The sequence below is a fragment of the Bradyrhizobium sp. 160 genome, from assembly GCF_023073735.1.
Lineage (GTDB): Bacteria > Pseudomonadota > Alphaproteobacteria > Rhizobiales > Xanthobacteraceae > Bradyrhizobium.
The window spans coordinates 176,551-203,063 of record NZ_JADPKD010000047.1 but is presented as its reverse complement, the minus strand read 5'-3'; the positions used below and the strand labels follow the sequence as shown (position 1 = coordinate 203,063).

Genomic DNA, 26,513 nt, shown 5'->3' with positions numbered 1-26,513 from the left:
CTCATGAGCGCATCTCCTGATACGGCGGGCCAGCCGGTCGCCCTCGTCATCCAGCGCCGCATTGCCGACGACGGCTTTGCCGCGTTCGCGCGGTGGAGCGGCGAGGTCGGTGAAGTGCTCAAGGCCTGGCCCGGCTTCCTCAGCCAGGAGGTGGTGCCGCCGCAACCGCCGGCGCATGTCGACTGGGTCACGATCCTGCGCTTCGCGAACCCGGCGGCAGCGCGCGCCTGGCTTCAGAGCGATGTGCGAGCGCGGCTCATCGCAGAGGTGCAGCGCTTCTTCGTCGGGTCGGAGGATGTCCACATCCTGCCCGACACCGGCGTGCAACGCGACAGCGCAGTCTCTGCCGTGATCTCGTTCAAGGTGCCGGACGGGCTCGAGGACGCGTTCCTCAAATGGCAGCAGCGCATTCAGACCGCGGAGGCCGAGTTCAAGGGATTTTTGCGCCACAAGATCGAGCGGCCGATTCCGGGCCTGCACGACGAATGGATCATCATCCTGTCGTTCGACTCGGATGCCAACCTCAATGCATGGCTGGACTCGTCGTTACGGCAGTCGCTGCTGAGGGAAGGCGCGCGCTTCAACGCCGGCATGAGCGTGAAGCGGGCGAGCTACGGCTTCAATTTCTGGTTCCCGGCCGGCAAGGCGCCGGAGCAAGGGCCTGGCCTGATCTGGAAGAGCAATCTCATCGTCCTTCTGGTGCTCTATCCCGTGGTCTACCTCTGGGGCTACTTCATCAGCGCGCCGTTGATCGACAGCCACGGCGTGCCGGTCTGGCTGTCGCTGTTCGTCGGCAATCTCGTCAGTACCCAGCTGCTCGGCTGGTGGCTGGTGCCCGCCGCCTTCAAGGCGCTCGCTTGGTGGATCGCGCCGAAGGCGAGGATCGGACGCCGGATCGCAGGATACGCACTCCTGGCCGCGCTCTATGCCGCGTCGATGGGCTTGTACGCGCTGCTGCTCGCATGGCATTGGGGGCGGTGAGACCGTCCACAACCGGACACGTGAGACCATGTTCGCCATGACATTTCTCGGAACCTCGGCCAGCGTTCCGTCGGCGGAGCGTAACCATCCGGCGCTCCTGGTCGAGGCGGCGGGCAAGCGCATTCTGGTCGATTGCGGCGAGGGCGCGCAGCGCCAGTTGCTGCGCGCTGGCGCTGGCTTTCGGCGGCTCGACCGCATCCTGCTGACGCATGCCCATCTCGATCACGTGCTCGACATTCCCGGTCTCTTTTCAACCCTGGGCTTGCGGCAGAGCGCCGACCTGATGACCGTTCATGCAGGGCAGCGCACGCTCGACCTCGTCGTCCGCCTGCTCGCAAGTCTGTGGGGCGCGGGCAGGGCGCCGATCGCGGTGGAGTTCGCGCCGCTGAGCGAAGGGCAGGTCATCGACGCGGGCGCCTTCACCATCGACTGCTTTCCGGTTCGCCATCGCGACACCGACAGTTTTGGCTTCGCCTTCCAGAGTCCCGCCCGCCGCCGTCTTCGGCCGGAGCGCCTTGCTGAGCTGGGCGTTCCAGACGGGCCGATGCGGGGAGAATTGGCTGCGGGACGACCAGTCGTGCTCGCTGATCGAATCATCGACCCGGAAGACGTCCTGGGGCCGCCGAGCGGCGGCAGGAAGCTCATCGTGATCGGCGACACCGAAACGACGGAAGACCTCTCCAAATACGTTTCTGGCGCCGATCTGCTGGTGATCGAGGCAACGTTCCTCGATCGCGACGCATCGACCGCGCGGGACTATGGGCACCTCACTGCGCGCGATGCGGCTGCGTTTGCGGCCGAAACCGGCGTCGGCCAGCTCGTGCTCACGCATCAGTCGGGCCGTTATGACGACGATGAGGTCCTTGCGGAGGCAGCCGGGATTTTTCCGAACACCCGGATCGCTGCCGACTTCGACCGCATTGCCATCTAGCACTCGCGTCAGTATGGGTGCCGAGGGCTCCTGCCAGATCGGCGGCAACGTCTTCGTGACCAATGTCGAAGCCCGGATCAAGGCCGCCGTCCCGCATGCGCGCGTCGTGATGCACGGCCATATCGGCGACGGCAACATCCACGTGATCGCCCTGATTGACCGCGCGCGTTGCCAAGATCGCGCTGCCACGGCCGCGCTGGTGGCGGAGATCAACGAGATCGTCGACGACGAGACCGCCGCGCAGGGCGGAGCCATCAGTGCCGAGCACGGCATTGGCATCACCAATTGCGGCCGCCTCGCTCGCGTTACTGATCCCCTCGACATCGAGCTGATACGTGATATCAAGCGCTTGCTCGACCCGAATGGACTGATCAATTCGGGCAAGATCTTTAGTGCCGGAGGCGCGCGACGATGACAAGCGTCCGCCTGCTTGCCGACGATCTCTCCGGTGCACTCGACACCGCGGCGGAGTTCGTCGGTCTGTGCGGGCCGTTCGACGTCACCTGGCCACCTGTGCCTGCAGTGCCGAACAGTCGGAGCCTCGCGATCGATAGCGGTACCCGCGAGCGGTCGAAAGCCGAGAGCGTCGAGATCGTTGGACGACTGGCGCCGCAGCTCCGTAGGCCGACGATCGCCTACAAGAAGCTCGATAGTCTGCTTCGTGGCGCGTGGGCGGCCGAGCTCGGCGCCTGCCTGCACAGCGGCGATTGGGCGTCTTGCGTAGTCGCGCCCGCCTTCGACTATCAGGGGCGCCGCACCGTGGACGGCCAGCAATTCGCGCGCACGCTACAAGGCGAGTGGCATCGCGTCAGCGACAATCTCCTGACCGAGCTGCGGCAGGAAGGCATCGAGGCGCGGCAGGGCGGGACCGATACCCTATCGCAGGGTGGCGTTCAGGTTTTCGATGCCGAAAGTGATATCGACCTCGATCGTATCGTCGAGATGGGACGGCGGATGCCAGGGCCTGTGCTGTGGTGCGGAAGCGGTGGGCTCGCAGGCGCGCTCGCCCGCAGCCATCGCGCCGAGGCGCCGGGCCAATTGAAGTTGCCGGTGCTGGGGCTATTCGGCTCGGATCAGGCCGCGACTGCGTCTCAGCTGGCCGCGTGCGGCGCGGCAACTATCGCACTTGCCGAAGGCGAGAGCGCGGCGCCTGTCCGGCGCAAGCTTGCCGATGACGGCGTGGCCCTGGTCAAATTCGCTCTCGCCGAAGGCCTGGCCCGCCCAGAGGCGGCGCGGCGGATTGCGCGCGAAATGACGGCACTGATCGCGGCGCTCGAACCTCCGGGCACGCTGATCGTTGCCGGCGGCGAGACCCTGAAGGCGGCGTGCGTTGCCCTTGGCGCGCATGCGCTCCAGGTCACGGGACGTATCGTGCCGGGACTGCCGCGCTCGATCTTGCAGGGCGGCCGGTGGGCCGGCGTCGACGTGATCTCGAAATCCGGTGCATTCGGACCAAGCGAGCTCTGGCGCGATCTACTCCGGGACAATCATTTGCTCAATATGGGGAGCCCGACATGACCTCTAGTCATCTTGCCATCACCATGGGTGATCCCGCCGGGATCGGGCCAGAGATCATCGTCAAGGCTTGCGTCGGGCTGAAGGACCGGATCACGAAAGGCGATCTGCGCCTGCTGATCATCGGCAGCGGCGCGGCGCTTGAGGGCGCGAGAGCGGCACTCGGCGCCAATGTCGTCATTCCCGAAGTCAGTGTCGAGAACGCCGACTGGCCCAATCTCTGTTTTCTTCAGGCCGACGTCGAGGGCAACCCGATCAGGCCCGGCGTGCTCAGCGCCGACGGCGGCCGCTTTGCCTACAAGGCGATCGAGCAGGGCGTGCGCCTGACGCAGGCGGGCCGCACCGCGGCCATCGTCACGGCGCCGCTGAACAAGGAAGCGCTCAACAAGGCCGGCTATCATTTTCCTGGACATACCGAGATGCTCGCACATCTCACCGGCGTGCGCGGCTCGGTAATGCTGCTGGCCCATGGCAACATGCGCGTCAGCCATGTCTCGACCCATGTCGCGCTGGAGGACGTGCCGAAGCGCCTGACGCCGGAGCGCCTGCGCATGGTGATCGACCTCACCGACGGCGCGCTGCGCCGGCTCGGCATCGAACGGCCGAAGATCGCGATCGCTGCGCTCAACCCGCATGCCGGCGAGGGCGGTCTGTTCGGCCGGCAGGACATCGACGTCTCGGCGCCGACGATCGCCAAGGCGGTCGCCGACGGTCTCGACGTCGTCGGCCCCGTGCCTGGCGATACCATCTTCGTCAAGCTGCGCGCCGGCCAGTACGATGCTGCGGTCGCGATGTATCACGACCAGGGCCACATCCCGGTCAAGCTGCTCGGCTTCCAGGTCGATCCCGCGACCGGCCGCTGGCAGGAGCTCTCCGGCGTCAACATCACGCTGGGCCTGCCGATCATCCGCACCTCCGTCGATCACGGCACCGCCTTCGATATTGCCGGCAAGGGCATCGCCAACGAGCACAGCCTGATCGAGGCCATCGACTATGCCGAGCGGCTGGCCGCAGGCGCTTCGGCATCCAAGTCATGAGATCGAACACGATGACCAACGCCTTCACGCCCATTGAAATCCTCCGCCCGACGGCGATCGAGTTCGGCTGCGGTACAATCGCCGCCGCCGCACGTTTCGCCGAGCGGATCGGCACCAAACGGCCGCTGGTGATCTCAGACCCGTTCAATGCGCGACGCGTCGATACGCTTGCGCTGCCGGGCTCTGTCTCGCGGTCCGGACTGGACCAGCGACACGGTGTAGTCGGCCGGCACCGCCCTGGTCATGGTCGGCGGCGTTCTGCTAACAACGCCGCGATCACCAACGGCCCGGCGCCGCAGCGCGGAACCTATGTCGGAAATACGCGAGCAATGCGTCGCAGCAACTCGACTGGATGCTCGGCGACTCAGCGTCGGGCGGAAGCGCAGGCTTTCTCGGCGTGTGGAATTCCTATAACCGCGTGTCGGTGTCCGCGGCGTCAATCGACATAGCGGCGCCATTGTTAGGCTTGCACGTGTTCTCTGCCAATGAGCAGGATGACGGGACCAATGCCAACAACTTCAATGTTGCAGCCCAGAACGCCTTCAGTGGTCTGGCGCGGATGTAGCCGGTTTTAGCGAGGTCCGTGTGCGCGGTCGCAGTTGCTGCTTTAGCCAGATCGCCAGTCGGCGATGATGGACCTCGGTCATCATCGCGAACAGGATCGACGCCATGACGGAAAAGGCCACCATCCACGGTAAGGCGTAAAGCGAGCCTGTGACCTCCGATGCGAAGTCGCTCATGATCGAGTGGTGGATCAAATAGAGCGAGTGGGACCAACTCGCGCCCCATGCGATTGCCGCATATCATCGCGAAGGACCAAATCCGGGGACGCGCTCGGATGTCCATATGATCCCCGCGAAGGCGGCCGCCGTCAGAAGGTTGACTTTCCACGTGTACACGGCGCCGCCGGTTGAAAGGTGTATGTGGAGGGCGAAGATGCTGACGGCTGCGACCGCGGCGCTCAAAAGGGCGGGGACTCGGTCCTTGAACCCCGGCTCGCGCGATCGAGGCGCCGAGTAGCCATGGCACCAGGACCATGTTGTTTCCGGTTAGGGACGAGACCGGAATGATGCCGCCACAGCGCGATTGCGCTTATGCGCCACGGGGTGAATCCGTCGCGAAGTGAGAACGCGACAAGCCCGACGAACATGTAGATCCAGAATTCAATGGCCACGGTCCAGAACGGGGCTGCTGATCCAAATGGAAGTGAGGTGTCCGGGGCCTGCAGCATGAACAGATTTGCAGCGAATGTTCTCAGCGTGAACCTCTCGACCGTTTCGCTGTGCGCGCGCCCAAGATCAATGGCGTGCCAGTCGATCATTGCGACGAGCAGCAGTGCTGGCAAAAACGCTGAATAGATGCGCGACCATCTGTCGATCGCGTAGTCTCGAAAGGTAGAGGTCGGATCATCTAAGCGACGATTTAGCGTCTGTGAGATCAGATAGCCCGAAAGAAGAAAAAAGACGTTGACGCCGGCTTGCTGCATCCATTGCGGCGGCGGCGATGTTAGCCCGCCCCCGTACATACTCTCGGCATGGCCGAGGCAAACCATCATCGCGGCTGCGAACCGGATCAGGTCGATAACTGGCGACATTTGGATTGGTGCCCCGGCTTTAGACGTAGTAACGCCGTACCACCTCAACCCGTGATGGTGTCGACCTCCGGTAGAACAGCCTGTCATTTCAACCATTTTCAATGGAGAATTTGCCGTGGCAAATTGGCCCAAAGACACGCAGGCTGCGCGAAACGCCTTCTATGGCGATCCCGGGAATAGCGAGATCGCGCCGCAGATGGTTCCGGTCGTGCCGCCGTTTGCGATGTACTACGAGGGCCCGGCGCGTCAAATCGATCATGTTTCATCGCAAGGCGGCGCCGGCGTTGTTCGCGGCGTTGAATGAGATCTGGGACTGTTGCCAGCACGATCAGAAAAAGATCGATGGGGCCGGCATCTCGAAATATGCCGCCGCCTACAACCATCGCATGGTGCGCGGATCATTTGAACGCCGAGGAAAACGGCCTGTATGCCAAGGGCAACATGCCGCAATTCGTCGTCGATGCATTATGTCGCCAGGGCGCGATGTGGGGCGGCTGGTATTCCGGGGCGCAAGGATCCGATGCATTTTGAGTTCTCGACAACGGCCGCTGCAAGCCGAATTCGCCGCCGCCGATGTTCGGGCGTGCGCCGCCGCTGGTGCTGCATCCCGAACCGGCGCGCCGGCTGACGAACTCGAGGAGCATCCGGCGCCGGCGGCCGCGCCGCCGAACGTGCAGCCGCTCGACCCCGACGTGCGGGGCGATCCGATCCTGTATGACGTGCAGCGCCGTCCCAAGGCGCTGCGCTATTCGCCTGGCGTGCTCAATGGCCGCTGGGGCGGGGCTACCGCCGGCGTGCTCGGCGGCTTCATGAACGATCGCGGCGCTGGCGCTGCCGACATCGCTCGAGCAATTCCACGGCATCGCCGACCAGGTGCGCACCGAGCTCGCCAGGTGCGAGACCGAGATCCAGGCGGATGGCGGCGTCGGCTGGTTTCGTCCTGTCAGCGAAGCGTGCGCCAAGGCGGATCCGCACGTCTTGACGCAGCTGGCGCCGGAGATCGCGCCGGCGCGGCGCACTTCCTGGCCGCGCTCTGGATGGCGCTCGGCATGGGGGTGTGAAGAGTTTATGCCGCCTGTCGCGGTGGCGCTCCCTAGCGTCGTCAGATTGCTATGTAACGAATATCAGTTTCGGCGCGTTTCCCACAGCCCTTTGAGGACCGAGCGAAAGTCCGGAGTGAGACCAGGTCCGGTGGTGAGAGAGCTCCGCGGGCTTCACTTCATGAGCGTCCGCCTCCTCGTACAAGGGGCGCCCACCCATTAGAAGACTCACGTCGCCCCACTGCAGACGATGCAAAAGCGTTGCACGCATCCCTATTTCTAGCGCGTTGCAACCATAGCGTTTGGTCGTCCTGGAGGCGTGAACTTCTGCCGGTGGAGATGGGGCTGCAGCCGGTTGTTTTTCACTTTGACAGGGTACGGTTCTGACCACAGAAGGACTGGACCGCGAACGCCGGCCCGGCTATATGACCGGCCTGCGAACTGACGATTTGCGAAACTTTCAGCCCATCTTGCAAAGCTTCCGAAGAAAGCTTAGCTGAAGCAAGCACTTCGTTGGGGAATGGTGTAACGGTAGCACAACAGACTCTGACTCTGTTTGTCTTGGTTCGAATCCAGGTTCCCCAGCCAGTTCCGGGCGCTTTTTCCCAGGCTTAAGCCCCGGCCTCTCCGAGGCAGGGACGAAGATTTGTTGACGGCACCATCGCTCGCGACCGTTTGCCTCATCTGAAAATCGCGTTTCGTGTCGGATCGCAGTGCGCCCCATCGTCCTTGAGTGACACAACCCAAGGAGATCCGTGATGCCCTATGTCGATGGTTTCGTGCTGGCCGTGCCGAAGGACAAGATCGAGGCCTACAAGGCGCTGGCGACGACCGCCTGTGCGGTCTGGCTGGAGCACGGCGCGCTCGACTATGTCGAATGCATCGGTGACGACGTTCCCTATGGCGAGCTCACCTCGTTTCCGCGCGCGGTCATGGCGAAGGAGGACGAGATCGTAGTTTTCTCCTGGATCGTCTACCGCGACCGGGAGACCCGCGATGCCATCAACAAGAAGGTGATGGCGGACCCGCGGCTCAAGAGCACCGACATTCCGTTCGACGGCAAGCGCATGATCTATGGCGGCTTCTCGACGCTGCTTCGGGCCGGCGACATCGCGACCTGACGGTACCAGTTACTTGATCTTGTCGTAGGCCGCGGCGAAGTCGTTGAGCGGCATCGGGATCGCGATCGTTTTCTTGGCCATGTTCTGGAAGGAAACCTTCAACTGTTTGCCTGCCCGCAAGGCGGCGAGCAGATCCGGCGCGACCGGTGTCGAGGCGTAGCAGCCGCGGTTCTCGCAGGTCTGGATCTCGAGATCGAACGTCTTGCCCTCGTCGACCTGGAGCTTGGCGCCGACGGGCAGGTTGAGGCCGAGCGGCAATTGCAGCAGCGCGATCGGCGTGCGGGTGTCGGGCGCGATGCGGATGTTGATCAGGATGACAGTCTGGCCGGTCTTGGTCAGTACAGCGTTCTGCTCCATCGCGCATTCGAGCGGCGCGTCGCGGCTCGCGCTGGTGCAGCGCACGATCCAACCGGGCTGGCCCGGAGCGCCGTCCGCCTGCGCTTGCGTCGGGACAGGCGCGGGATGTGCGGTCGGGGCAGGAGGAGCGGTATTCTTCTTGGCGCCCTGCTGGGCATACGCAGCGCTGGTCGACAACAAGACCGCGGCGAGGGCGACAAGTCTGGATTGCATGGACATGGCGAAACCGCGTTGGCGTGAACCGTGGGTCCCGCTGTAGCGTCGCGAGAGGTGCGGTGCAAGCTTACTCGGCGGCTTGCTTGACGGTGCCGCGCTCGGGCGCCTCGTCGCCTTCGCCGTCACCCGAACGGCCCCAGGTGGAGAACCAGTTGTTGAGCTTGTCGAGATAGAGATAGACCACCGGCGTGGTGAACAGCGTCAGCGCTTGGCTGACGATCAGGCCGCCGACCATGGCGTAGCCGAGCGGCTGGCGGATCTCGGCGCCGGTGCCGTGGCCGAGCATCAGCGGCACGCCGCCTAGCAGCGCGGCCATCGTGGTCATCATGATCGGACGGAAGCGAAGCAGCGCGGCCTGGCGGATCGATTGCTCCGGCGTCTTGTGTTCGTCGCGTTCGGCGGCGATCGCGAAGTCGACCATCATGATGCCGTTCTTCTTCACGATGCCGATCAGCAAGATGATGCCGATCAGCGCGATCAGGCTGAAGTCGAAGCCGGCCGCCATCAAGATCGCGAGCGCGCCGACGCCGGCCGAGGGCAGGGTCGACAGGATGGTGATCGGATGGATATAGCTCTCGTAGAGAATGCCCAGGATCAGGTAGACCACGACGAGCGCGGCGAGGATCAACAGCGGCACGGTGCCGAGCGATTGCTGGAACGCCTGCGCGGTGCCCTGGAAGCTCGAATTCAACGTCGGCGGCGCGCCGAGCTCGGTCATCGCCCGCTGCACGGCTTCCGTGGCCTGGCCGAGCGCGACGCCTTGCGCGAGGTTGAAGCTGATCGTGATCGCCGGGAACTGACCCTGATGGCTGATCGAGAGCGGGCGGACCGGATCGGTGGTCCAGGTCGCGAAGGTCGACAGCGGCACCTGCTCGCCGGTTAGCGGCGACTTCAAATAGAGCTTGTTCAGGCTTTCGAGATCGCCCTGCATCTCGGGCAGGATCTCGAGGATCACCTTGTAGGTGTTGAGCTGGGTGAAATACTGCGTGACCTGCCGCTGGCCGAAGGCGTCATAGAGCGTGTCGTCGATCATCTGCGGCTGGATGCCGTAGCGCGAGGCGGTGTCGCGGTTGATCTTGAGCTGGACCGTGGTGCCCTGCGTCTGCTGGTCCGTCGCGACGTCGCGCAGCTCCGGCAGCGTCTGCATTTTGGCGAGGATCTTCGGTGCCCAGTCGTTGAGCTCGGCGAGATCGGCGTCCTGCAGGGTGAACTCGAACTGCGTGCGGGTCGGCCGGCCGCCGAGCCGGACGTCCTGGGCCGCTTGCATGTAAAGGCGGGCGCCCTCGACCTTGTCGAACTGCGGACGCAGGCGCGCGATGATCTGCTGAGCCGAGGCCTCACGCATATCGCGAGGCTTCAGTGTGATGTACAGGGCGCCATTGTTGCCGGCGCGTCCGCTGCCGCCGATCGCCATGGCGACGCTCGCAACGTCGGGATCGGCCATGATGATCTTGCCGAGCTGCTCCTGGCGTCTGAGCATCTCCTTAAAAGAAATGTCCTGCGAGGCTTCGGACGTGGCCGTGATCAGGCCGACGTCCTGTTGCGGGAAGAAGCCCTTCGGGATCAGAATGAACAGGTAAATCGACAATCCGAGCGTGGCGAAGAAGATCGCGAGCGTGGTGCGGCGCCAGGCCAGAGCGTGGTCGAGCACATATTCGTAGCCGCGCAACATGCCGTCGAAGGCGCGCTCACTCCATTGGTAGAACTTGCCGTGGGTCACCTCCCCATGCGCGCGCAGGAAGCGCGAGGCCATCATCGGCGTCAGCGTCAGCGACACGAACATCGAGACGAAGATCGTCATCGCCAGCACTACGGCGAATTCGCGGAACAGGCGCCCGATGATGCCTCCCATCAGCAGCAGGGGGATCAGCACCGCGACCAGCGAGATGCTGATCGAGACGATGGTGAAACCGATTTCCTTGGAGCCCTTGAAGGCCGCCGCGAGCGGGGATTCGCCTTCCTCGATATAGCGGGTGATGTTCTCGAGCATCACAATGGCGTCGTCGACCACGAATCCGACCGCGATGGTGAGCGCCATCAGCGACAGATTGTCCAGCGAATAGCCGACCACCCACATCAAGGCGCACGCGCCCAATAATGCCAATGGTACCGTCACCGTGGGAATGACGGTGGCCCAGAAGCTGCGCAGGAAGATGAAGATGACCATGACCACGAGCGCAATGGTCAGCAGCAGCGTAAACTGGACGTCCTCGACCGCGGCACGGATCGTCGTGGTGCGGTCACTGATCAGCTCGATCTTGATAGCGGGCGGAATAGCGGCCACCAGCCTGGGTAGGGTGGCCTTGATGCGGTCGACAGTCTCGATGACGTTGGCACCGGGCTGCTTGAAGATCACCAGGAACACGCCGCGTTTGCCGTTGGCCCAGGCCGCCTGCTTGGCGTCTTCGGCGCCGCTGACCGCCTGGCCGATATCGCGGATTCGCAAGGGGCCGCCATTGCGATAGGCGATGATGACGTCGTTCCAGTCCTTGGCGTGGGTGAGCTGGTCGTTGGCGTAGATCGTGTAGGCGCGCTTGGGCCCGTCGATATTGCCCTTCGGGCTGTCGACGGTGGTGATGGCGATCTGGCTGCGGACGTCCTCCATCGACAGGCCCTTGGCGACGAGCTTCGCCGGGTCGATCTGAATGCGGATGGACGGCTTCTGCTGGCCGCCGATGAAGACCTGCGCGACGCCGGAGAGCTGGCTGATTTGCTGGGCGAGCTGGGCGTCGACGGCGTCGCTGACGCTGGTCAGCGGCAGTGTCTCGGAGGTGGCCGACAACAGCAGGATCGGGGCGTCCGCCGGGTTGACCTTACGGTAGGTCGGCGGCGAGGGCAGGTTCTTCGGCAGCTGGCCGCTGGCGGCGTTGATCGCCCCCTGAACGTCATTGGCGGCGCCGTCGATGCTACGATTGAGGTCGAACTGGATGGTGATCGACGCCGTGCCCAGATAGCTCGTCGAGGTCATCTGGGCGATGCCGGGAATTTGGGCGAATTGCCGCTCGAGCGGTTGCGCCACCGACGAGGCCATCGTCTCGGGGCTGCCGCCCGGCAAGTTGGCGGTGACCTGGATGGTCGGGAAGTCCACCTGCGGCAGCGGCGCAACCGGCAGCAGGGGGTAGGCGACGAGGCCGACGAAGAGAATGCCGGCCATCAGCAGCGAGGTGCCGATGGGATAACGGATGAAGAGTGCCGAAATCCCGCCCTCGGTCATTCCTGTCGCACCTTGTTCTGGGCCGGATCCGAGCTCGCCACCGCTGTCGAGACGAGGCTTCCAGGCTGCACCTTGAACTGACCGCCGGTGATGACCTGCTGCCCGGGCGTGAGGCCTTCATCGATGACCGAACGGCCATCGATGCCATAGCTGACCTTGATCTTGTGCACTTCGGCCTTGTCGTCCTGATTGACGGTATAGGCGTACAGGCCGTTGGTCGAATGCTGGACTGCATCATCGGGAACGACGGTCGCATCCCTCAGCGTCCGCACCAGAAGACGCGTCGAAACCGACTGGCCCGGCCACAGCGAGTGGTCCTTATTGTCGAACACCGCCTTGAGCCGAATAGTCCCGCTGCTCGTGTCGACCTGGTTGTTGATGACGGCGAGCTTGCCTTCCGCCAGCGTCTTCTTGCCGTCGGTGGTGAAGGCGATCACCTTGAGCGCGCCGGCCCTCTGGCCTTCGCTGATATAGGGAAGCTGGTCTTCCGGTGCCGTGAAGATCACGGCGATCGGCTCGACCTGCGAGATCGTGACGATGCCGGTCTGCGTCGATGCGTTGACGATGTTGCCAATGTCGACCTGGCGCAGCCCTGCGACGCCTGTGATCGGCGACTTGATCTGCGTGTAGTCGAGCTGGGTCTGGGCGTTGGCGATCGCCGCGTCGTCGGCGGCGATCTGGGCGGTGAGCTGGGCGACGGTGGAGCGCTGGGTATCCACCCGCTGTGCGGTCGCGAATTCACCGAGCCTCATGGCGCGCTGGAGTTCGAGATTGGCGTTGGCGAGGTTCGCCTCGTCCTGCGCCTTCTTGGCCTTGGCCTGATCGAGCGCAGCTTGATAGGGACGGGGATCGATCGAGACCAGAAGCTCGCCCTGCTGGACGATCTGGCCTTCGCGGAAGGCGAGCTTGTCGATCTGACCATCCACCCGGCTGCGGACTTGGACAGTGTTGAAGCCCTGAACCGTGCCGAGACCGGTCAGATAGACCGGAAAGTCGGTCTTCTGGACCGGGGCAACGCTGACCGGGACGGGCTGCGGCCGGGGCGGAGCTTTCTGGGCTGTCTGGGTCTTTCCGGCCCCAGGCGAGCCGAATTTCTGCCAACCATAGTAACTCGCGGAGCCCACGGCCGCGATGATCAGAATCCAGAGGATCGGCCGTGTTTTTTTCATATCGGCTCGGCGGCTCTCGTGCCCCCAAGCTACGAATTATGGGGCAATCATAGGGTTCCAGCGCGCTTGTATAATACACGCCAAGTTTAAGTGTAAACAGCACTATCGGTCGAGAATCCTAAACAATTGGAAAGCTTTGCACCGCATGCAGCAGTCTGGCGCGTTGGGGTGCAATGCTGCATTTTTTCGGCGCGAACGATCCGCGTGCGAACGTTATCCAATGCCCGGACGCCGTGTGTGTGGCGCTGCGGGACACCGCGGAAAGCCTCCAGGTCGCGCGGGTCACGAGAACGGTTCTAAATCGCGCGCAGGCCGTTTCGGTTGTCAGGAAAATCAGCATCGGTCATATCGGCGCCGCCACGAATGGAGCGCAGGGATGGACGAATTGAACGGTAAGCTGATCGCGTGTCAGATTCTGATCACGGGGCTGATCGCGCGCGTCGCCAACGAGCAGCGCGATCCCTTGCGCTTTCTCACCGACTTCCGCGACGAGATCAAAGCCGTCGTCAACGGCGTCAACATCGCGGGGATGGACAACACCGATCGTGTGCGTGCGGTCGCGCAGAAAACTGTCGACGAATTGTTCTCGCTGATGAAGCCGCCGAGCAGCGACTGATGCCACGAGCACGACGCCGATTTCGCGCTCGTTTTAGAACGACTCCAATCTTTGTTTAGAATGATTTCAAACGGCAGTTTAGAATCGTTTTGATCTGGACCTATTCAAGCGTTCTCGCGGCGTGCTCGCATTGACCCGCTATTTTGTGGCCGATACCACAGCCCATCGTTCATCGAAGTGAATGAGCGAACAGGAAGATGGGGCGTTTGGTAATGGGGCAGGTGGTCGCACCGAGGTCGTTGCGTTCGGTCGTAGCGTTCAACTCGATGGATGAGAAGTCCGCTGGCATTTCCGGCAAGAAGGTTTCGGCAGTCGCGAGCTTGATTGCGGTGGCGTCGGTGTCGAGCGGCGCAGAAGCACAGCAGTCGAACCTGCCGCCGGTGACAGTCGATGCTCCGGTCCAACGTCCGCGTCCGGTGGCCTCGAAGCCTTCGCCGGAGCAGGTCCGAGCCCGTAACGCGCTTCGCCGCGCCGCGCAGCGGCAGCAGGCCGAGCAGACGGCTCCCACCACACCGTCCGGCCCAGCCGACGCCAATCCCTATGCCGACCCGGCCGCGCCCTACAAGGTCGACCACGTCCAGGCTGGCGGCAAATTTCCGGAGAAGCTGGTCGATACGCCGAAGTCGATCACCGTTCTCAGCAAGGAAGTCCTCGAGGACAAGAACGCCACGACGCTGAAGCAGGCCATTCTCAGCACGGCTGGCGTGACGCTGGGCTCGGGCGAGGGCGGCAATGCGTTCGGCGACCGCTTCTTCATCCGCGGCTTTGACGCGCGCAACGACATCTTCATCGATGGCGTGCGCGATTCCGGCGTCAGCGTGCGTGAGAACTTCTTCACCGAACAGGTCGAGATCCTGCGTGGTCCGGGCTCGACTTTTTCCGGCCGCGGTGTCGCCGGTGGTGCGATCAACATCGTCACCAAGCAGGCGACGACCGGGGCGAGCTTCTACAACATGGACTCGACGTTCGGGACCGACCAGACCAAGCGTGTCACGCTCGATGTCAACCAGGTGATCGACCCGACGCTCGCCGTACGTGTCGGCGGCTTGTTTCAGGACGCCAATGTCGCAGGCCGCGACTATGTCACCGACAACCGGAACGGCGCCTTCGTCGCCACGACTTGGAAGCCGACCGATACGATCAGGGTCACCGGCAACTACATCCACACTGAACTGACCGGTCTTCCGGACTTCGGCGTGCCCTATTATCGGCCGAGCACCGCGTCCACCGCTGGCGGTCCGTTCCCGGATTTCGGAGCGAGCCGCAAGAACTGGTACGGCTTCGTCAATCGCGACTTCTTCCGGACCGGCCAGGACATCGGCACGATCAATGCCGAGGTGCAGATCACCCCCGATCTGATGATCAGCAACAAGTTTCGCGCGTCGCGTTCGACGCAGAATTACATCGGAACGCTGCCGGAAGCGCCTTCGCTGAAGGACCCGCTCTCGGCGTCGACCTTGACGTCCAATCCCCAGAGCCGTTTTCAGATCACCGACGTGCTCGCCAACCAGACCGAGGCGACTTACAAGTTCCTGGACGGCGCGGGGTTCAAGCATACTGCGCTTGCGGGCGTCGAAGTCGATCGTGAGCGGTCCTCGATCGACAGGTATCTTGGGCTGACCTCGGAGGCCACCGGCATTCCCTCCAGCCCATCCGGCTCGCCGACCAACACCAGCGTCTTCTTTCCTCAGAATACGTATCTTCCGTTTGGAATTCCCTCGCTTTCGGGTCTGCCGACCAAGATCGGCATCGACACGGTCAGCGGCTACGTCATGGATAGTGCGAACTACCATGACCTCCTGATCCTCAATGGCGGTTTTCGCTACGACGATTACAGTATCAAGACCACCGGCTATGCTGCGAACGGCGCGTTCGGTCAGCAGTCGGCGGAATTCCTGATTCCCAACTTCAATCTCGGGCTTACGCTCAAGCCGTTGCCGAACGGCAGCGTCTATGTGGCGTATGCGACTTCTGCGAATCCAGTCGGTGCCGAGTTCGACGGTACCAGCACAGCGTACGGCGGCCTCAATCCGACCCTGCCGGGCGGAAACACGCAGATATTCGGCCCTGAGAAAAACAAGGCCATCGAACTCGGCACCAAATGGGAGCTGTTCGACCGTCATCTGCTGCTGACCGCCGCGCTGTTCCAGACGACGAAAGAGAACGCCCGCGAGTCACAGAATGTTGGCAGCGCGGCCGTTGCTGCCCCCTTGGGATGTGTCTATCCGACCGGAACGACCGGCAACATATCGTGCATCACGGCCGGTGCCGCCTATCGCATCCGCGGCATCGATCTCGGCGTCGGTGGCAAGATCACAGACAAATGGAGTGTGTTCGGCGGTCTCGTGCTGATGCAGTCGGAAGTGACACAGTCGCTGGCGCCGTCGGCCAACAGGACGCTGTATCCGACCAATGTCGGGCGTCCGCTCGCCAATATCGCGCACGAGTCGTTCAGCTTGCTGTCGAAATATCAGCTCAACGACACCTGGGAACTGGGCGGGCAGGCGGTATACCGCTCGAAAATCTATGGCGGCACTTTGCTCGCGGCCAATCAGGGTACGTCGCTGCCGAGCTACTGGCGCTTTGACGCGTTCGCGGAGGCGAAGCTCGATCAGCACTGGAAGCTCAAACTGTTCGTGAACAACATCTTCGACAAGCGCTACTACGACGCGCTGTACCAAAGCGCAGCGCCGTTCGTGCTGGAAGCACCGGGCCGTGCCGCCTATGTGGTGCTCTCCGCGCGTTACTGATGGAGCAACAACGAGTTTCATGCTGACATGCATCGAAAACGCTCTCAGCAAGGATGATGTGGCGGATTTCCGCCGCATCATGGACGCCAGCGACTGGGAGGACGGCCGCTCCACCGCCGGCGCGCAGTCGGCGATGGTCAAGCGCAACGAGCAATTGCCGCCGGATGGCGAAGTCGCGCGCAAGCTCGGCAACCGCATCATCGCGGCGCTGACGTCGAACCCGCGCTTCATCGCGGCGGCAATCCCCCTCCAGATCTTCCCGCCGCTGTTCAACCGCTATGCGGCGAGCGGCGGTCACCATTTCGGCCTGCACGTCGACAATGCGATCCGCGGCGACCGCCTGACCGGCCTTCGCATCCGCACAGACCTGTCGGTCACACTGTTCCTCACCGAGCCGGAAGAGTACGATGGTGGCGAACTTGTGATCGAGGACACCTACGGATCCCACGAAGTCAAGTTGCCAGCCGGCGACTGCGTGCTCTATCCCTCGAGCAGCCTCCATCTGGTCACGCCGGTGACGAGGGGAACGCGGGTTGCGTCTTTCTTCTGGCTTCAGAGCATGGTACGGGACGATCAAGCCCGAAGCATGATCTTTGACCTCGACACCGCGATTCAGGCGCTGGTGGAACGGCTCGGGCGTGACGATCCCGAAACGGTCAAATTGACGGGTATCTATCACAACCTCATTCGCTACTGGGCCGAAGTATGAAGATCATGACCTTCCAAGCAAGCCTTGCCGCCGCCGCGATGCTGGCGGCCGCCTGGCTCGCATCTCCTGCTTCCGCCCAGATACAAACCCCGCCGGCGCCGGCGCAGTCGACGGCCCAGCCGGCCCCGGTCGGTGCGCTGCCAGCGGATACCGCACCTGCGGCCCCGGCACCTTCGGCTTCGACCGCAACCGCGCCCGCTGCTGCGACGGCGCCCCCCGCGACTGCCGCTTCGACGACCGCCAAGCCCGATGCAGCGGCCGCCATCGCGCCGGCCATGAAGGAATTGTCGCCCTGGGTGATGTTCATGTCGGCGGACGTCATCGTGAAGGCGGTGATGATCGGGCTCGCCTTTGCTTCGCTGGTGACTTGGACCGTCTTCATCGCAAAGTCGATCGAGCTGTCGGTTGCTTCCACCAAGCTGCGGTCGGCGCTGAAGAAGACCGCCGAGGCGCGCTCGCTCGCGGAAGCCCAGATGGCGCTCGGCACTAAGGAGGGCATCCTGCCATCCTTCCTGACGGCGGCGCTGCGTGAGGCGCGGATGTCGGCCGGCCTGTCCAGCGATGCCGGCATCAAGGAACGCGCCGCTTCGAGCTTTGCCGAGATCGTGCGCGCGGAACAGCGCCGCATCCGCATCGGCATGGGTGTGCTCGCCACCATCGGCTCGACCTCGCCCTTCGTCGGCCTGTTCGGCACGGTCTGGGGCATCATGAACAGCTTCATCGGCATCTCGAAGTCGCAGACCACGAACCTCGCCGTGGTCGCGCCCGGCATCGCCGAGGCGCTGCTCGCCACCGCAATCGGTCTCGTCGCCGCGATCCCCGCCGTCATCATCTACAACCATTTCGCGCGCGTGACGAAAGGCTATCTCGAGCTCGTCAGCCGCGCCTCGGGCGCTGCGGGGCGGCTGCTCTCGCGCGATCTCGATCGCAGCCACGGCAGCGTGCATTCGCGCGCAGCGGAGTGAACCATGGGCGTTTCGCTCGCAGACAACGACGGCGAAGACGACGATTTCTCGGAAACGCATGACATCAACGTCACGCCGTTCATCGACGTCATTCTGGTGCTGCTGATCATCTTTATGGTCGCAGCGCCGCTCTCGACCGTCGACCTGCCGATCGATCTGCCGACGTCGAGCGCGACGCCGCAGAAGAAGCCGGACAAGCCGACTTATCTCAGCATCAAGCCCGATTTGACGCTTGCGATCGGAGAGAACCCGGTCCACCGCGCCGAGCTGATCGGCACCCTCGACGGTTTGTCCGACATGAGCAAAGACAAATATGTCTTCCTGCGTGCTGATCGCTCGGTGCCCTATGGCGAGTTGATGGGTGTCATGGAGCTCTTGCGCTCAGGCGGCTATACGCGGGTGAAGCTGGTCGCGCTGGAAGGCGCTCCGGGGGCGCCCTCGGCAGGCGCCGCTCAGCCTTAGAGGCGCACTATGTCGAACGAACCCAGACCATCCAGGAAGCTTTGGGTCTTGGCGGCGGTGGCGGCGCTCGCGCTTCATCTGGGTGGTGCGGCGCTCGCGCTCGCACACCTGCAAGCCGATGACGGCGACGATGGTCTGGGTGCGGCCGGCGCCGAGTTCGCCGTCGAGATGGCCTCGCCAAAGGCACCCGATACCGACCTTCCGCCCGGGCCTGACAGCGAAGCGATGCAGGAGCAGCAGGCGCTTCCCGAGCAGAAGGCCGAGACCAAGGAAACCGAGCTGCCAAAGGATCAGTCGCAACAGGTCGACGATCCCGATCGAGTCGTTGCGGAGAACATCTCGAAGAAGCCGCAGGACGAGGATCCGAAAATCGCAGCGGTCGAAACTCCCGCTGCCGAGGCCTCGCCGAAGTCGGTTGCGACCGCGCGGCAGACACTCGATGAAGACGCGCGCGAGGCTGAGAAGGCCCTGGCGCCGGTGCTTGGGCTTGGCAAGGACATCCTGAAGATTACCGCGGACTGGAACCGCAAGATCAGCGCGCATCTGGCGGCCCACAAGGTCAATCCGGAGGGCAAGGAGCCCCATAACCAGAAGGTCAAAGTGAGCTTTGCGATCAACCGCAGAGGAAACGTGCTTTCGGTCGATGTCGTTGAGTCGTCCGGGGACGCGGCTTACGATGCGGCGGCAGTCTCGATTGTCCGTAAATCCGATCCCATTCCGCAGCCGCCCGCCGGGCTGACAGAGGACCGGTTCGAGCGCACCGTGGACATCATTTTCACGCCACCGGACGCCAAGAAAAAGAAGAAGACGGCTCAGCGCCAGTAGAGCCGGATCCCGACATACACCACGACCAGACAGGCAAAGATCAGCGCCACCGGCAGCGGCCGTTTCTGGGTTCCGGCGAATGCCGTCGCCCCGAAGGCGGCGGCCTTCTTCGGCTTGGGGGTCGGGCGGCGGAAGACGGTAACATTGTCCGCCGCCGTTTCAGGCGGACGGGGGCGGACGTCAGGCGGCGTTCCCGCGCCGCCCATCTCGGCATAGTAGGCCTTGTAGATCGCGCCGATGGTGGCCTCGGTCGCTTCGCCCTCGCTCATCTCCGCCAGCAGTTTCTTGTAGCTCGCGAGGAACTCCTGGGCTTCCGCAGGCAGCGCGGACGCCCCGTTGAGCTTGGCCATCATCTTCCATGTGGCAAAATCGGCGCGGGCGCGGGTGTCGGCGCGTCGCGCGATCAGCATATCGGCAGCTTTGACCAAGTCGGCCTCTGGCCTTTCGGCTTGTGTTCGGGTGTCGCTGTTCAACTAAACATTGCCGGTCAGGAACAGAACAGCCTGAATCACATAACCGGTCAACGTTCGCAGTATTGCTGAAATAACATCAAGATTTAGACCGAACTGCGAACCCGCCAGCGGCAGCAGGATGAGGAGGCCGATCAGGATCAGCATCCCGACTGGCTCAAGCCGGGCCAGCGGCAAGGCAAGCCGCTGCGGCAACAGCCCGACCGCGACCCGACCCCCGTCAAGCGGTGGGATCGGCATCATGTTGAACACCGCCAGGATCGCGTTGATCACGAGGGCATTCTTGAGGTTGTCCGCAACCCATTTCGCCGAGCTCGCGGGCACCAGTGGCAGGGCATGAAAGGCGAGGGCGGCGGCGAGCGCCAGCAGGATGTTGGTGACGGGCCCGGCCAGCGCCACCCAGACCATGCCGAGCCGGGGGTTGTTCAGCTTGCGGAAATTGACCGGCACCGGCTTGGCGTAGCCGAACAGGAACGGCGAATGCGCAAACAGCAGCATCGCCGGCAGGATCAGGGTCCCGAACGGGTCGATGTGGCGGAGCGGATTGAAGCTGACGCGACCGAGCTGCGAGGCTGTGTTGTCCCCGAGCTGATGCGCGACGAAGGCGTGCGCAGCCTCATGGAAGGTGATGGCGAGCAGCACCGGCATTACCCAGACGGATGGATCATAAAAAGAAATGTTCACCAGCTCATCCGTTTCGGCTTCTGCCCGCGCGCCTCCCAAAGCACGCCGTATAGGGCCACAACCCTTCACAATCTACCGCTATATGGCGCTCAATTCCGAAATTCCCCGTTGCAAATGGTCCGCGAGAAGGCCGCTTGCGGATGATAGGTGGCGCGCACGGTGAAGGCGAATTTCCGCCGGCGGCAATGGCGGCATGCCGTCACGATCGGACAGCACGCGAAGGCTCGCCGGCAAGGTCCCTGCTTTCACCACCGTCACCGCGAGGCCTTGAGCCGCAATCGTCTCGACTGCTGCGAGCGTCCGGCTAACATAGGCCAGGCGCCAGGGCACGCCAGCGGCGTCGAGCGCCTCCGCAGCCCATTGCCGGAACAGACACCCTGGCGGGTAGAGTGCCACGGACAGGGGATTATGCGCCGCGGCGCGATAGGATGAGGCAGCCGCCCAGACCGCCTGCTCACGCCTCAAGAGCTCGCCGTCGCCACATCCTTGCGGATGCATGGCGATGACGAGATCGTAGGCATCGCCGAGCCGCGCCGGCATCGTCGCGGTCAGTCCCGTCTCGATCTCAATCCGGACCAGTGGGTGATGCTTGGCAAAGCTCGTCAGCAGGGGCGGAATGACGATGGTGCCGTAGTCGTCCATCACGCCGAGGCGGACCACGGCTTCGGCCTTGCGTGCGCGAAGCGCCCCGACCGCCTCCGCGTTGAGCGCGAGAATGCGCTGCGCATAGGCGCGCAACTCTTCGCCTGCCGCGGTCGGCAGGATGCCGGCCCTGGTGCGCTGAAACAATCTTGTGCCGAGCCGCTCCTCTAAGCGCCTGATTTGAACGCTCACCGCCGATTGGGTCCGGTTGAGGACGTGGGCCGCGCGGGTGAACGAACGATGCTCGGTGACCGCGAGAAATGCTTTCAGCAGACTGGGATCGAGATCTGGTGTGGTCATGACGTAACGTTATCCCAGCATGACGGAAAATCCATTCCCCATTTCGGCGCGCCTCTTATGCTGCGTTCGAAGCATTGATGGGAGCAATCGTGACCGAGATCTCCGGCGTTTTGGCTGCCGTGCTGTCGAGCGGCCTCGGCGGCACCTCCATCGGCGCCACGCGCTATCTCGTGAATATGCTCGATCCGCTCGCGATCGGCTCGTTCAGGTTCGGCATCGGCTTTCTCCTGCTGCTGCCGCTGACGTTGCTGCGCGGAGACTGCTGGCCGGGGCGAGGGGACCGGATCGCCGCGATCGGGCTTGGCCTTTTGTTCTTCGCCCTGTTCCCGATCCTGTTCAATGCATCGCTGATATTTACGACCGCCGCGCGCGGCGCGCTCGGTTTGTCGACGCTGCCTCTGCTCTCGCTCGTGATGGGGGCTGCGCTCGGCGCCGAATCGCTCACTTGGCGCAAGTCGATCGGTGTCGTAATTGCGACGTTTGGCGTCGCCCTTGCGCTTCTCTTCGACTTGGCTTCGGCGCCGTCGGGCGCCTGGCGGGGCGATCTGTTGATGATCGCTGCGGCCGTGTGTATGGCACTTTACGGTATCTGGTCAAAGCCGCTGATCCGGCGTTCCAGCCCGATCGCCTTCACGACGATGAGCATGGCGGCAGGCGCGACTTGCCTCATCCTGCTCTCATATGTGCGCAGCAGTTTTGTGCCGGTGACCGGCTTCGGCACACCGCAATGGCTCGCAGCGCTCTATCTCGGGGCCTTCGGAGCCGCGCTGACCTTTTATCTCTGGGCCTTCGCGCTGGAGCGGACCACGCCGACGCGTGTCGCGATCTCGGTGACGGTCAATCCGATAACGGCATCGCTGGTTGGCGCCTATTTGCTGCACGAGCCGCTAAGCTGGAATCTGGCGGCCGGCATCGTCGCGGTGTTTGTCGGGATATGGATTGGGACGACGGACCAGCGTGCTCAGGCGGTGAGCGCATCCGCTTCAAACCAGGCCTGACATCAAGCCGGGATCGTCGTCTGATATTGCGTCAGGCCGTCGTCGAGCTTCAGCCAGGCAAGCTTTTCCGAGACCCAGATGTGCTCGGTGGGCGCGAAGGCGTTGCGATCATCGAACGTGGCCAGCGCGACGCCGGCGAGCGTACCGTTGCGGCGCCACGCGAACAGCCGCGTGCCGCACCGCTTGCAGAACACGCGGTCGATGTTCTCGGAGGAGGCGAAGCGGGCGGTGTCGCCCTCGACGCTGAGCGCGCGCTGGTCGAATTGCGCGCGGGCGAAGTAGGGCGAGCCCATTGCCTTCTGACAGATGCGGCAATGGCAGATGCGGACGTTGAGCGGTTCGCCCTCCGCCTTGAACCGCACCGCGCCGCAGAGGCATCCGCCTTCCCGGATCATGATGTCCTCAATAAGTTGCGCGACCGCCCGAGATATCGAAGACCGCGCCGGTGGAGAACGCGCAGTCCTCGGATGCGAGCCAGGCCACCATCGCGGCCAGCTCTTCCACCAGCACGAAGCGCCCCTTCGGGATCTTCGACAGCATGAAGTCGATATGCTGCTGCGTCATCTGATCGAAGATCGCGGTCTTCGCCGCCGCCGGTGTCACCGCGTTGACGAGGATGTCGTGGGCGGCGAGCTCCTTGCCGAGCGATTTCGTCAGTGCGATCACACCGGCCTTGGACGCCGAATAGTGCGCGGCGTTCGGATTGCCTTCCTTGCCGGCGATGGAGGCGATGTTCACGATGCGCCCGTATGTCTGCTTGAGCATCGTAGGCACGATGGCCTTGCAGCAGATGAAAGGACCGTCGAGGTTGATGCGCAGCACCTTGCGCCATTCCTCGAGGTCGGTCTCCCAGACCGGCTTGTTGACGCCGGCGACGCCGGCATTGTTGACGAGGATGTCGATCTTGCCGAAGGCGGCCAGCGTCGCATCGCGGGCCTGCTCGACGGCTGCGGTGTCGGTGACGTCGACCTTAAAGACGCGGACGCCGTCGCCGATCTCCTTCGCCGTCTTCTCGGCCAGCGCGGCATCGAAATCCCAAATGGCGACCTTGGCGCCGGAGGCGACGAAGCGCTCGGTAATCGCGCGGCCAAAGCCCTGCGCGCCGCCGGTGACGACAGCGGCGCGGCCGTTGAGATCGATCTTGTTCATGAGACTTGACCCCTGAACATCAGAGCATGTAGCCGCCGTCGACGACGAGGTCGACGCCGGTGGTGAACGCGCTTTCGTCACTGCCGAGATAGACCGCCATCGCTGCGATCTCGTCGGCGGTGCCGAGCCGGCCCATCTTCTGGCGGGAGATGAACATCTCCTTGCCTTGCGGCCCCTGCGCGGCGGCGCGGTCGAGCATCGAGGGCGTCTCGACGGTGCCGGGGCAGATGCTGTTGCAGCGGATGCCCTTGGTGATGAAATCGAGCGCGACCGCGCGCGTCAGCAGCGACACCGCCGCCTTCGACGCGCTGTAGACGTAACGGTTGGCCGGCGGCCGCAGCGCCGCGCAGGACGAGATGTTGACGATGCTGCCGCCGCCGCCTGCCAGCATCTCGGGCAGAAACGCCCTGATGGTCCGGTGCATCGACTTGACGTTGAGGTCGAACGAGAAGTCAAAATCCTCTTCCGAGCACTCCAGGATCGTACCATGGTGCACAAAGCCCGCAGCGTTGAGCAGGATGTCGATCTTGCCGACACGCTTGGCAAAGACGTTGACGTCGGCGGTGTTGCGGACGTCGAGTTTTGCGACTTCGGCGACGCCGTCCTTGGCCAGAGTGGCAATCCCGCTCTCGTTGATGTCGGTGGCGATGACGGTCGCGCCCTCACGCGCGAATGCGACGGCGCATGCGCGCCCGATGCCTGCGGCTGCAGCGGTGACGACGGCCCGCTTTCCCTTGAGGCGGTCTGCCATGTTCTTGTTCTCCTTCGTGTAGTTTCAATGCCAACCCACGTCTTTGCGAGGAGCTCTTGCGACGAAGCAAATCCAGGCCATCTCCGTGGAGCTATCTCTGGATTGCTTCGCTTCGCTCGCAATGACGGTGTGGCTGCTAGTGGTTATCTCTTGCCACGCCAAAGGTGCCGGCGACGTTCTGATAGCGCGTGGCGAGCTCCATGCAGGCGCCGGTGGATTGCTGGCCGACCGTATTGCGATAGATCTCCTGCCACGGCGTCTGGTTCGGCGGATGCTTGAAGCCGCCGCTGGCCTTGAGTTCGGCATGGCGCTTCTTCAGCTCCTCCTCCGAGATCACGATGTTGGCGCTGCCCTTGTTGAGGTCGATGCGCACCTTGTCGCCGGTTTTGAGGATGGCGAGCCCGCCATTTGCCGCCGCTTCCGGCGAGGCGTTCAGGATCGAGGGCGAACCCGAGGTGCCGGACTGGCGGCCGTCGCCGATGCAGGGCAGGGACAGGATGCCGCGTTTGATCAATGCTGCCGGCGGCTGCATGTTCACGACCTCGGCGCCACCGGGGTAGCCGATCGGCCCGGTGCCGCGGATGAACAGCACGCAGCGCTCGTCGATGTCGAGCGAGGGATCGTCGATCCGCTCGTGATAATCCTCGGGCCCCTCGAACACGATGGCGCGGCCTTCGAAGGCGTTGAGGTCCTTGGGGTTGCTGAGATAGCGGTCGCGAAACTCCTTGGAGATCACGCTGGTCTTCATGATCGCGGAATCGAACAGATTGCCCTTTAGCACCAGGAAGCCGGCGTCCTTCACCAGCGGCTTGTCGTAAGTCCAGATCACGTCGTTGTCGGGCGCCGGTGCGTTCCTGCAGTTCTCGCCGATGCCGCGGCCATTGACTGTCACTGCGTCCTCATGGATGCGCTTGTGCTTCATCAGCTCGCGCACCACAGCCGGAACGCCGCCGGCGCGGTGGAACTCCTCGCCGAGATAGAAGCCGGCCGGCTGCATGTTGACCAGCAGCGGCACGTCGTGGCCGAATTTCTGCCAGTCGTCGATCGAGAGCTCGACGCCGATGTGGCGGGCCAGCGCGTTGATGTGGATCGGCGCGTTGGTCGACCCACCGATCGCCGAATTGATGACGATGCAGTTCTCGAACGCCTTGCGGGTCAGGATGTCCGAGGGTTTCAGATCCTCCCAGACCATCTCGACGATGCGCTTGCCCGTCTCATAGGCGATCTGGCCGCGCTCGCGGTAGGGGGCGGGGATCGCCGCGCAGCCCGGCAGCGAGAAGCCGAGCGCTTCGGCGAGCCCGTTCATGGTCGAGGCGGTGCCCATGGTGTTGCAATGGCCGACCGAGGGCGCCGAGGAGGCCACGATCTCCATGAACTCTTCATAGTCGATCTCGCCGGCGGCGAGCCGCTCGCGCGACTTCCAGACGATGGTGCCGGAGCCCGTGCGCTCGCCGGCATGCCAGCCGTTCAGCATTGGGCCGCCCGACAGCACGATCGCGGGCAGGTTGACGGTCGCTGCGGCCATCATGCAGGCGGGCGTCGTCTTGTCGCAGCCGGTGGTCAGCACCACGCCGTCGAGGGGATAGCCGTAGAGGATCTCGACCAGGCCGAGATAAGCGAGATTGCGGTCGAGCGCCGCGGTCGGACGTTTGCCGGTCTCCTGGATCGGATGGGTCGGGAATTCCATCGCAATGCCACCGGCCTCGCGGATGCCCTCGCGGACGCGATGGGCCAGCTCGATATGATGGCGGTTGCAGGGTGAGAGATCATTGCCGGTTTGCGCGATGCCGATGATCGGCTTACCGGATTGAAGCTCGGCGCGGGTGAGGCCGTAGTTTAAATAGCGCTCCATATAGAGCGCGGTCATGCCCGGATTGTGCGGGTTGTTGAACCATTCCTGCGAGCGAAGGTGGCGGCGAGCGCCGTTGCCGGCAGCGTGCCCATTGGTTGGCTTTTTTGTCATTGGTCTCTCCTGCAATGCAAACGCACTGGCGTCCGTCTCAATCTGTCGGCTGGT

The 26,513-nt window shown here is 63.6% G+C and carries 28 protein-coding genes and 1 tRNA gene; 18 read left to right on the top strand and 11 right to left on the bottom strand.

Features of this window, described 5'->3' with window-relative positions:
• The first annotated feature begins 3 nt into the window (after positions 1 to 3).
• From IVA98_RS19120 to IVA98_RS19095, 6 genes are all read left to right on the top strand, one after another.
• Positions 4 to 981, top strand: a complete 978-nt coding sequence (locus tag IVA98_RS19120; protein ID WP_247304515.1) for an antibiotic biosynthesis monooxygenase — start codon at positions 4 to 6, stop codon at positions 979 to 981.
• Between the two features lie 28 nt (positions 982 to 1,009).
• Positions 1,010 to 1,912: a ribonuclease Z gene (locus IVA98_RS19115; RefSeq protein ID WP_247355314.1), complete on the top strand. Its 903-nt coding sequence runs from the start codon at positions 1,010 to 1,012 to the stop codon at positions 1,910 to 1,912.
• Between the two features lie 13 nt (positions 1,913 to 1,925).
• On the top strand, positions 1,926 to 2,327 hold the full coding sequence (locus tag IVA98_RS19110) for an FAD-linked oxidase C-terminal domain-containing protein (protein WP_247332696.1): 402 nt from the start codon (positions 1,926 to 1,928) through the stop codon (positions 2,325 to 2,327).
• Positions 2,324 to 3,430, top strand: coding sequence for a four-carbon acid sugar kinase family protein (locus IVA98_RS19105; RefSeq protein ID WP_247355313.1), 1,107 nt, complete (start codon positions 2,324 to 2,326; stop codon positions 3,428 to 3,430). The genes IVA98_RS19110 and IVA98_RS19105 overlap by 4 nt, the downstream gene beginning before the upstream one ends.
• Entirely contained in the window at positions 3,427 to 4,464 is a 1,038-nt protein-coding gene (gene pdxA, locus IVA98_RS19100) for a 4-hydroxythreonine-4-phosphate dehydrogenase PdxA (RefSeq protein WP_247304509.1), read from the top strand. Before IVA98_RS19105 ends, pdxA begins: the two co-directional genes overlap by 4 nt.
• Positions 4,465 to 4,816: 352 nt before the next feature.
• Positions 4,817 to 5,029, top strand: a complete 213-nt coding sequence (locus IVA98_RS19095) for a hypothetical protein (RefSeq protein ID WP_247304507.1) — start codon at positions 4,817 to 4,819, stop codon at positions 5,027 to 5,029.
• 396 nt (positions 5,030 to 5,425) lie between these two features.
• Here IVA98_RS19095 and IVA98_RS19090 read toward each other — a convergent pair whose 3' ends face one another.
• A complete protein-coding gene (locus IVA98_RS19090; protein ID WP_247304505.1) occupies positions 5,426 to 6,058 on the bottom strand; it encodes an acyltransferase family protein in 633 nt (210 codons plus the stop codon).
• A 115-nt stretch (positions 6,059 to 6,173) separates the two neighbouring features.
• On the opposite strand from IVA98_RS19090, the gene IVA98_RS19085 reads away from it, so the two are divergent.
• The 4 genes from IVA98_RS19085 to IVA98_RS19070 all read left to right on the top strand — a co-directional run bounded on the left by IVA98_RS19085 (position 6,174) and on the right by IVA98_RS19070 (position 8,219).
• Positions 6,174 to 6,362: a hypothetical protein gene (locus tag IVA98_RS19085; protein ID WP_247304504.1), complete on the top strand. Its 189-nt coding sequence runs from the start codon at positions 6,174 to 6,176 to the stop codon at positions 6,360 to 6,362.
• Positions 6,316 to 7,119 carry a hypothetical protein gene (locus IVA98_RS19080; RefSeq protein WP_247304503.1) on the top strand — a complete coding sequence of 268 codons (804 nt, stop codon included), beginning with the start codon at positions 6,316 to 6,318 and terminating at the stop codon, positions 7,117 to 7,119. The genes IVA98_RS19085 and IVA98_RS19080 overlap by 47 nt, the downstream gene beginning before the upstream one ends.
• A 493-nt stretch (positions 7,120 to 7,612) precedes the next feature.
• Positions 7,613 to 7,686 (top strand) — tRNA-Gln (locus tag IVA98_RS19075).
• A 170-nt stretch (positions 7,687 to 7,856) separates the two neighbouring features.
• The gene (locus tag IVA98_RS19070) at positions 7,857 to 8,219 is read left to right on the top strand and encodes a DUF1428 domain-containing protein (protein WP_247304502.1); all 363 of its coding nucleotides are present in this window, start codon (positions 7,857 to 7,859) and stop codon (positions 8,217 to 8,219) included.
• A 9-nt stretch (positions 8,220 to 8,228) separates the two neighbouring features.
• Here the strand turns inward: IVA98_RS19070 and IVA98_RS19065 are convergent, their stop codons facing one another.
• The 3 genes from IVA98_RS19065 to IVA98_RS19055 form a co-directional block, all read right to left on the bottom strand.
• Complete coding sequence (locus IVA98_RS19065; protein ID WP_247332694.1) at positions 8,229 to 8,795, bottom strand: invasion associated locus B family protein; 567 nt, start codon at positions 8,793 to 8,795, stop codon at positions 8,229 to 8,231.
• A 64-nt stretch (positions 8,796 to 8,859) separates the two neighbouring features.
• Positions 8,860 to 12,006, bottom strand: coding sequence for a multidrug efflux RND transporter permease subunit (locus IVA98_RS19060; protein WP_247304501.1), 3,147 nt, complete (start codon positions 12,004 to 12,006; stop codon positions 8,860 to 8,862).
• On the bottom strand, positions 12,003 to 13,175 hold the full coding sequence (locus tag IVA98_RS19055) for an efflux RND transporter periplasmic adaptor subunit (RefSeq protein WP_247304500.1): 1,173 nt from the start codon (positions 13,173 to 13,175) through the stop codon (positions 12,003 to 12,005). The genes IVA98_RS19060 and IVA98_RS19055 overlap by 4 nt, the downstream gene beginning before the upstream one ends.
• A gap of 173 nt (positions 13,176 to 13,348) precedes the next feature.
• Between IVA98_RS19055 and IVA98_RS19050 the strand changes: the two genes are divergently transcribed.
• The 7 genes from IVA98_RS19050 to IVA98_RS19020 all read left to right on the top strand — a co-directional run bounded on the left by IVA98_RS19050 (position 13,349) and on the right by IVA98_RS19020 (position 19,502).
• Positions 13,349 to 13,564: a hypothetical protein gene (locus tag IVA98_RS19050; protein ID WP_247304499.1), complete on the top strand. Its 216-nt coding sequence runs from the start codon at positions 13,349 to 13,351 to the stop codon at positions 13,562 to 13,564.
• A complete protein-coding gene (locus IVA98_RS19045; RefSeq protein WP_025035676.1) occupies positions 13,552 to 13,791 on the top strand; it encodes a hypothetical protein in 240 nt (79 codons plus the stop codon). The genes IVA98_RS19050 and IVA98_RS19045 overlap by 13 nt, the downstream gene beginning before the upstream one ends.
• A 212-nt stretch (positions 13,792 to 14,003) precedes the next feature.
• The gene (locus IVA98_RS19040) at positions 14,004 to 16,541 is read left to right on the top strand and encodes a TonB-dependent receptor (RefSeq protein ID WP_247304624.1); all 2,538 of its coding nucleotides are present in this window, start codon (positions 14,004 to 14,006) and stop codon (positions 16,539 to 16,541) included.
• 19 nt (positions 16,542 to 16,560) lie between these two features.
• Complete coding sequence (locus IVA98_RS19035; protein WP_247304498.1) at positions 16,561 to 17,250, top strand: Fe2+-dependent dioxygenase; 690 nt, start codon at positions 16,561 to 16,563, stop codon at positions 17,248 to 17,250.
• Complete coding sequence (exbB, locus tag IVA98_RS19030; protein WP_247304497.1) at positions 17,247 to 18,215, top strand: tonB-system energizer ExbB; 969 nt, start codon at positions 17,247 to 17,249, stop codon at positions 18,213 to 18,215. The genes IVA98_RS19035 and exbB overlap by 4 nt, the downstream gene beginning before the upstream one ends.
• Before the next feature lie 3 nt (positions 18,216 to 18,218).
• Positions 18,219 to 18,677 (top strand): TonB system transport protein ExbD, encoded by a 459-nt coding sequence (gene exbD, locus IVA98_RS19025; RefSeq protein ID WP_247276905.1) that lies wholly within the window; start codon positions 18,219 to 18,221, stop codon positions 18,675 to 18,677.
• 9 nt (positions 18,678 to 18,686) lie between these two features.
• Positions 18,687 to 19,502, top strand: a complete 816-nt coding sequence (locus IVA98_RS19020; RefSeq protein WP_247304495.1) for an energy transducer TonB family protein — start codon at positions 18,687 to 18,689, stop codon at positions 19,500 to 19,502.
• Here the strand turns inward: IVA98_RS19020 and IVA98_RS19015 are convergent.
• The 3 genes from IVA98_RS19015 to IVA98_RS19005 form a co-directional block, all read right to left on the bottom strand.
• Positions 19,490 to 19,912, bottom strand: coding sequence for a hypothetical protein (locus IVA98_RS19015; RefSeq protein ID WP_247304621.1), 423 nt, complete (start codon positions 19,910 to 19,912; stop codon positions 19,490 to 19,492). The two genes, IVA98_RS19020 and IVA98_RS19015, sit on opposite strands and share 13 nt — an antisense overlap.
• Before the next feature lie 63 nt (positions 19,913 to 19,975).
• On the bottom strand, positions 19,976 to 20,656 hold the full coding sequence (locus IVA98_RS19010; RefSeq protein WP_247304618.1) for a site-2 protease family protein: 681 nt from the start codon (positions 20,654 to 20,656) through the stop codon (positions 19,976 to 19,978).
• Positions 20,657 to 20,734: 78 nt separating this feature from the next.
• Positions 20,735 to 21,598, bottom strand: a complete 864-nt coding sequence (locus tag IVA98_RS19005) for a LysR family transcriptional regulator (protein WP_247304493.1) — start codon at positions 21,596 to 21,598, stop codon at positions 20,735 to 20,737.
• Between the two features lie 89 nt (positions 21,599 to 21,687).
• Between IVA98_RS19005 and IVA98_RS19000 the strand changes: the two genes are divergently transcribed.
• Positions 21,688 to 22,596 carry a DMT family transporter gene (locus tag IVA98_RS19000; RefSeq protein WP_247304490.1) on the top strand — a complete coding sequence of 303 codons (909 nt, stop codon included), beginning with the start codon at positions 21,688 to 21,690 and terminating at the stop codon, positions 22,594 to 22,596.
• A 2-nt stretch (positions 22,597 to 22,598) separates the two neighbouring features.
• Here IVA98_RS19000 and IVA98_RS18995 read toward each other — a convergent pair whose 3' ends face one another.
• From IVA98_RS18995 to IVA98_RS18980, 4 genes are all read right to left on the bottom strand, one after another.
• Positions 22,599 to 22,991: a GFA family protein gene (locus IVA98_RS18995; protein WP_247276910.1), complete on the bottom strand. Its 393-nt coding sequence runs from the start codon at positions 22,989 to 22,991 to the stop codon at positions 22,599 to 22,601.
• A gap of 7 nt (positions 22,992 to 22,998) precedes the next feature.
• A complete protein-coding gene (locus IVA98_RS18990) occupies positions 22,999 to 23,745 on the bottom strand; it encodes an SDR family NAD(P)-dependent oxidoreductase (protein ID WP_247304488.1) in 747 nt (248 codons plus the stop codon).
• A gap of 19 nt (positions 23,746 to 23,764) precedes the next feature.
• Positions 23,765 to 24,496, bottom strand: coding sequence for an SDR family oxidoreductase (locus IVA98_RS18985; RefSeq protein WP_247304486.1), 732 nt, complete (start codon positions 24,494 to 24,496; stop codon positions 23,765 to 23,767).
• Between the two features lie 136 nt (positions 24,497 to 24,632).
• Positions 24,633 to 26,459: an IlvD/Edd family dehydratase gene (locus IVA98_RS18980; protein ID WP_247304484.1), complete on the bottom strand. Its 1,827-nt coding sequence runs from the start codon at positions 26,457 to 26,459 to the stop codon at positions 24,633 to 24,635.
• Positions 26,460 to 26,513 lie beyond the last annotated feature (54 nt).